General features: G+C 68.3%; 6 protein-coding genes and 1 tRNA gene. 4 read left to right on the top strand and 3 right to left on the bottom strand.

The window, feature by feature from the left end:
• Both ACWDSL_RS51625 and ACWDSL_RS51620 read right to left on the bottom strand, forming a co-directional pair.
• Positions 1-491: IS3 family transposase (locus ACWDSL_RS51625; RefSeq protein ID WP_450496496.1), on the bottom strand; the 491-nt coding region annotated here is incomplete at its 3' end.
• Positions 488-772, bottom strand: a complete 285-nt coding sequence (locus tag ACWDSL_RS51620; RefSeq protein ID WP_450496494.1) for a transposase — start codon at positions 770-772, stop codon at positions 488-490. The genes ACWDSL_RS51625 and ACWDSL_RS51620, both read right to left, overlap by 4 nt.
• 254 nt (positions 773-1,026) lie before the next feature.
• On the opposite strand from ACWDSL_RS51620, the gene ACWDSL_RS51615 reads away from it, so the two are divergent.
• The 3 genes from ACWDSL_RS51615 (at position 1,027) to ACWDSL_RS51605 (ending at position 3,160) form a co-directional block, all read left to right on the top strand.
• Positions 1,027-1,632, top strand: a complete 606-nt coding sequence (locus ACWDSL_RS51615) for a hypothetical protein (protein ID WP_450496492.1) — start codon at positions 1,027-1,029, stop codon at positions 1,630-1,632.
• A gap of 4 nt (positions 1,633-1,636) precedes the next feature.
• The gene (locus ACWDSL_RS51610) at positions 1,637-2,086 is read left to right on the top strand and encodes a hypothetical protein (protein ID WP_450496490.1); all 450 of its coding nucleotides are present in this window, start codon (positions 1,637-1,639) and stop codon (positions 2,084-2,086) included.
• A gap of 792 nt (positions 2,087-2,878) precedes the next feature.
• Positions 2,879-3,160, top strand: a complete 282-nt coding sequence (locus tag ACWDSL_RS51605) for a hypothetical protein (RefSeq protein WP_450496488.1) — start codon at positions 2,879-2,881, stop codon at positions 3,158-3,160.
• Between the two features lie 263 nt (positions 3,161-3,423).
• Here ACWDSL_RS51605 and ACWDSL_RS51600 read toward each other — a convergent pair.
• Positions 3,424-3,496: transfer RNA gene (locus ACWDSL_RS51600), tRNA-Arg, on the bottom strand.
• Between the two features lie 388 nt (positions 3,497-3,884).
• Here ACWDSL_RS51600 and ACWDSL_RS51595 point away from each other — a divergent pair.
• A partial coding sequence (locus tag ACWDSL_RS51595; RefSeq protein WP_450496497.1) for a dynamin family protein occupies positions 3,885-5,235 on the top strand: 1,351 nt, incomplete at its 3' end.

Genomic DNA, 5,235 nt, shown 5'->3' with positions numbered 1-5,235 from the left:
CTGGGGGACAGGATGACAAGAGCCGTGTAACGGGAGACTGTTACGCACGGTTCTGTGGGGGCCGGAGGGTGAGATTCCCTCCGGCTACCCGACCCGACGAACTTGACGCCTGGACGGTCGGATGTGAAGTCCCTCCGCACCAAGTCGGGGATCCGATGGGTGCTGGCGTGCGTCGTGACCGGCCGCCAGGGCCGCGGCTGACACGGGACCAGCCCCAGTTCCCGCATCAGCTCACGCACCAGTTCCAACGATGCCCGCTCACCCGACCTCGCCAGCACCGCGTGGATACGCCGGTAGCCGTACGTCTGGTGGTTCGCGTTGAATATCTCCCGGATCATGGATCGCAGTCGTTCCCGGCGCTTTGCCGTTGCGGAGGCCGGCCGGTTCCGCCATTCGTAGAATCCGGAACGGGATACCTCGAGCCAGCGGCACATGTCGACGATGCGGAAGCATGCCTTCTCCGCGTCGATGAACTCGTAGCGGGAGATCACCGACGCTCGCTGGCGAAGAAGGAGGCCGCTTTTTCGAGAAACGCGTTCTCCTCCCGGAGCTTCTGGTTCTCGCGTTCAAGCTGCCGTTCGCGGTCGGTCTTCGGTTCGCCTGTTCCGGGCTGGGGCGTGGAGCCCAGCGACGCCCGATATTGCGAGACCCATTTGCCGAGGCTGGTCTCGTGGATGCCGAGCTCGGCGGCAACATGGGTGATCGGGCGAGGGCCGTCGAGCACCATACGGACGGCCTCGTCCTTGAACTGCTGTGAGTATCTGGGCGGCACGTTCTCTCTTTCCGGACGTTCATAACCCTACGCGGGTCCCTGTCCGGAAACTTCAGGGCCTCTCACTGCTGTCCGACAACCACAGCCCGAACGCGGAACTCGGTTTCGTCGCCTGTTCCGGGGCTCGCACCAGGCAGGTCGACGGAAGCGTCCCCGCGAGTTACCCGGAGGGCGGGGACATCGGTGTCGGAGACGGCGAGTTCCGGGAGATTCCCCAGGTCGACTCCGGTGTCCTCACCAAGGACACCACCTTGGTGACACTCACCATCGGTGGCAACAACTACGGCGCCTTCGTCAACGCCGTCACCGACTGCGCGTACCCCACGGACTGTGCCGACGACGACTTCATCCACAAGTACGAGGCACTCATCGACAAGACGAAGGAGGACATGGTCTACACCCTGAAGGCCATCGCCGAGCGCGCCCCTCACGCCACAATCCTGCTGGTGGGATACCCGGAGATCCTCAGTCGGACGGTCAAGTGCACCGGGTCCTGGTGGATCGACGGCGGCGAAGCCGCCGCGCTGGCTACCCTGGCCAACTACATGGACCACGCGCAGGACGCCAAGGTGGACGAACTGCGCGCCGAGGGACTCCGCGTGTCGTACGCCAATCCCGTCGACCCTTTCGTCGGCCACGGAGGATGCGACAGCGAGGAGTGGATCAACAAGATTGTGCTCGGTCCCAACGGGGACGGCGACTTCCACGAAGGCGACCCGCACGCTGTCTGCATCGCCTTCTCCGGCATCGGCCAGACGTGCCTGAGCCGCGAGGCCTTCCACCCGAAACAGGCGGGCACCACCGGATACGCACGCCTGGTGGAAAAACGCCTGACCGACATCGGATACACGGGAACATGACAGGGTGATTCCCACCGCGCAACAGCGCAACGGCCGGCCGGCCGGGCTTCTCGCCCGGACGGCCGGCTGCGTCGGCGCCGCCGTACTGGTCTGCTTCCTCATCGCCGCGAGTCTGGTGGTCTGGTTCTTCAGCCACATGCAAGATGTCCAACGGAGCCGTGACCGCGACGCACACGCCGCCGTCATCGCCGCGGCCGAACAACTCAGGATCCGACTCCTCGACGCCAACTCCGACGGCACACTCGCCGGGCAGGAAATCGACGTGGCCCTGAACCACAAACCGAGCATCCGCTCCCTCCGGCGGGAAAAGACACGCACCATCCTCGTGGTGTGGATCGCCGACTCGGGCTGGGCCCAGTGCTATTCCTACACCGCGCTGCCCACAGGTGCCGTGAGTAGCGCCCCTCTCAAGGTCTGTCCGCCCTCGTCCACCTTGATAAGACCGGGCCCCTGACGGCTCCCTTCCACAGCCCAGAAAGAATAGGTGCCAACGGCGACGACCACACCTGGGCGGACCGCCGACGGCTCGGGGAAAGATCCGAAGTGGTCACGCATGGGGGCGCCCAGACGCCTTGGCGGGGAGATGGCCCGCGGAGAGGTTCCAAGAGCCTGGGGCCTCTGCGGACGGTACAAGGTGCGCACAATGTCCGGGATCCGTGCAGCAAGCGGCTCTCTCCTGCCCCGGACCCGTCTGCAGAGCACGGAGCTACGGGCCGAGATATCCTAGAGGTGCAGGTCATCTCCTACGCCATCCGAGCTCACAGACGGGTTCGGTGTGGAGGTTCGGAGTGGAGAGGCAGCGCGAAATTGCCCCTGAAGTGTCTCTCGGTGGCTGGCTGGGCTCGGCCACGAAGAATGCCGACGCTGCCTTCAGGATCTGTTCGCCCTCTTGAGCTCGGCGTTCTCCTTGCGTAGCGGCTTGATCGCGCCGACTCCTGTGTCGTCGTCCCCGGCCGCTGCTGGTGTCGATCTGGTCATGGCGGACCCGTGCGCAGCGTCTCGCGCGAGCCATGCCCAGTTTCGTGATGGCGGCGTTGATCGCTGCTGACTCGGTCGGGTAGTCGCCGCGGATCTCGGCGACCATGCGCACCGCACGCTTGCGCCACTTGGGCGGGTAGGGAACGTGCCATGACTCTGGCCCTTACGCGGAATCGAGCCCCCATCTCACCCGGGGCGGTTCACTATGTGGGCTGGCTTTTCTGTGGCTGTCGGACCCGGAGGCGGACGCCTGGGCAGGCTGGTGGTTATGGCCGACGATCGTGATGCGATGGTGGACCGGGGCGGTCCGGGTGATGGTGCGAGTGGCGCCGGTCGCCGTCAGGATGTGCGTTTCGAGTTCCGTATCAACACGGTTCAGGGCCCGGAGGCGGAAACTCTGGCTCGGCAGCAGGTGGCCGCTTTGCGCGACGTGGTGAGCTGGGTCGCGCAGCAGCGAGAGCAGAGCAGCGCTTCCGAATCGACCGCACAGGACGAGGACGTGCCGATGGGCCAGGATCCAGACCTCAGGCCATCGCCACACGAAGAGTAGGCCCTGGCCCCTTCTGACCTGCGCGCCTTGCGCGGGTGACCAGCTGCTTGCTGCAGTTACCCCCTATGGCTCGAACCTGCGGCGCTGCGGGCCAGAACTGACGCTCCTCGTCCCACCTTGCTGATCTGCGGAGACGTGAGGCGAAGACAGGCTGTGTGGCTGGGCCGGGTTTGTGCGCGGTCACCTGTGTCCTGGTGCCGTAGGTCGCCTCACGGGTAGTGGTATGACGTCTCTGACCTGCGATAACGCAGAGGGTAGCGACGCGCCCCCGGCAGGACTCGAACCTGCGGCCAAGTGCTTAGAAGGCACCTGCTCTATCCACTGAGCTACGGGGGCCGGACGGTGGATCACGCAACTGCTGAGCCCCCGGGTGCCTGCGGTTCCGACGGTGCGGGGCCGTGGTGCCGGTGGCCGGGCTCGGCGGATCCGTGACCTTGCCGGGGACAAGGATAGGGCTCCGTGCGCCTCGCCCCGGTTGCTTCACCTCCGTGGCACGTTGTGGAGGTTCGGTGAAGCGGTTTGATAATCGCAGGCAGGTGCGAATCCCGCATCGTTTTTCACGCCTCAGGGGGCGGGTGTTGTCTACTCGTTATGCCCGTGCCCCAGTCGCCACGCCTGCCCCTTGGTCAATCTGGGGTAATCCGGGTGGGTCTGTTTGACGCGCGTGAACGGGCATACGCTTCAAAAAGACCTCAAAAGCGTGCATTCTTCACCCGTGGCGATCTTGGACGTACGGCCCCGACTGCTCGACGCTCTGACCGCACTGCGCGATCGCGTCGATGCCGCACGGTTTCCGCTCCCCCTTCCCGGCGCCGACCGCGCTCGCCGTGGCCGCGCCGAACTGCTCGCCCAACTGGATGACTACCTCGTGCCCCGGCTGCGTGCCCCCCAAGCGCCCTTGCTGGCGGTCATCGGCGGATCCACCGGCGCAGGGAAATCCACGCTCGTCAACTCGCTCGTCGGCCGCCGCGTCACCGAGGCCGGGGTGCTGCGCCCGACCACGCGCACGCCGGTGCTCGTCTGCCATCCGGAGGACCGCCAGTGGTTCACCGGACAGCGGGTGCTGCCGCAGCTGACCCGGGTGTGGGTGCCCGCGCAGGGCGAGCGGGCCGAGGGCGGGTACGAGGACGAGGCGTACGAAGGGGCGGCATACGAAGGGGCGGCATACGAGCAGGGGGCATACGAAGAGGGGGCGTACGAGCAGGGGGCGCACGGCGGCGCGGCATACGCGGGCGCGGCGCGCGACGAGCCGGACAAGGGGGCGCGGACGGCGGCCGGGGCGCTGCGCGTCGAGACCGACCCCGGGCTCGCGCGCGGGCTCGCGCTCCTCGACGCGCCCGACATCGACTCCCTCGTCGCCCGCAATCGCGACCTCGCCGCCGAGCTGATCTGCGCCGCCGACATCTGGGTGCTGGTGACCACCGCCACCCGCTACGCCGACGCCGTGCCCTGGCATCTGCTGCGTACCGCCAAGGAGTACGACGTCACCCTCGTCACCGTCCTGGACCGGGTGCCCCACCAGGTCGCCGCCGAGGTCTCCCACCAGTACGCGGCGCTGCTCACGGCCGCCGGTCTTGGGGACGTGCCCCGGTTCACCATCCCCGAGCTCCCCGAATCCGCGGGCGGCGGCAGCGGGCTGCTGCCCGGCACGGCCGTCGCGGCACTGCGCGACTGGCTCACCCGGCACGCCCAGGACCCGACCGCCCGCCACGCCGCCGCCGAGCGGACCGCCGCCGGGGTGATCGCCTCGCTGCGCGCCCGGATGCCCGCGCTTGCCGGAGCGGCGGCCGCCCAGCACGCGGCGGCGGTGCGGCTGGTGCAGCACGTGGCGGGCGCGTACGAGGAGGCGGCCGAGCGGATGCGGCGCGAGCTGGCCGGCGGGGCGGCGCTCGCGGGGGGCGCGCTCACCCACTGGCACGGCAGGCCGTACGACAGCACGCCCGAAGAACTCCTCACCGCCCTCGCCGACTCCCTCGCCACCCTGCTGCGCAGCGTCACCGCCGCCGCCGACGAACGGGTCGCGGAGGCGGGGCGGCGCGGGGCGGCCGCCGGCCCCGCGCGCGGCCGGCCCGCCG

The organism is Streptomyces sp. NPDC000941 (genome assembly GCF_053599555.1).
The sequence above is the reverse complement of the archived record's forward strand: the minus strand, read 5'-3'. Positions and strand labels throughout refer to the sequence as shown.

Coding starts and splice junctions, on each gene's coding strand:
- ACWDSL_RS51605 (WP_450496488.1), top strand. CDS start 2,879: ATGGCCGACGATCGTGATGCGATGGTGGACCGGGGCGGTCCGGGTGAT.